Source organism: Rhizobacter sp. P2_H2 (assembly GCF_056403375.1).
The window spans coordinates 1-725 of record NZ_JBFUFP010001688.1 but is presented as its reverse complement, the minus strand read 5'-3'; the positions used below and the strand labels follow the sequence as shown (position 1 = coordinate 725).

At 68.7% G+C, this 725-nt stretch carries 1 protein-coding gene; it reads left to right on the top strand.

What is annotated here, in order from left to right; translation table 11 throughout:
• On the top strand, positions 1-725 hold a 725-nt coding region (locus AC1D15_RS35630), incomplete at both ends, for a putative bifunctional diguanylate cyclase/phosphodiesterase (RefSeq protein ID WP_477829803.1).

Below are 725 nucleotides of genomic sequence, written 5' to 3'. Positions count from 1 at the left end.
ACGCGCAGGAGTTCTGCCTCTACTACCAGCCCAAGGTCGACCTGCGCAACGGCACGGTGATGGGCGTCGAGGCGCTGCTGCGCTGGAAGCACCCGCAGCACGGCGTGATCGCACCGGCGCATTTCCTGCCGCTGATCGAGCACACCGGGCTCAGCGCCAGCGTCGGCGACTGGGTGCTGCAGCAGGGCATCGAGCAGCTCGCGCAGTGGCAGCGCCAGGGGCTCGACCTCACGCTCAGCATCAACGTCTCGGCGCGCCACCTGCAGGAGCCGCTGTTCGCGCAGCGCCTGGCCGGACTGCTCTCACGCTACAACTCGCCGGTGGCGCAGCGCCTGGTGATCGAGGTGCTGGAGACCGCAGCACTCGCCGACGTCGACTACACCGTGCAGCTGATGCAGGAATGCCGCAAGCTCGGCGTGCGCTTCGCGCTCGACGATTTCGGCACCGGCTACTCCACCCTCACCTACCTGAAGCGGCTGCCGCTCGACCTGCTGAAGATCGACCGCTCGTTCGTGCAGAACATGCTGCTCGATCCGCAGGACCACGCGATCGTCGCCGGGGTGATCAGTCTGTCGCGCACCTTCGGGTGCACGGTGGTGGCCGAGGGCGTCGAATCGCGGGCCCAGGCGCAGCGCCTGATCGCGATCGGCTGCGACATGGCCCAGGGCAACGGCATCGCGGCGGCCATGCCGTCGAGCGAGGTGGTCGCCTGGGTGCGGCAGTAC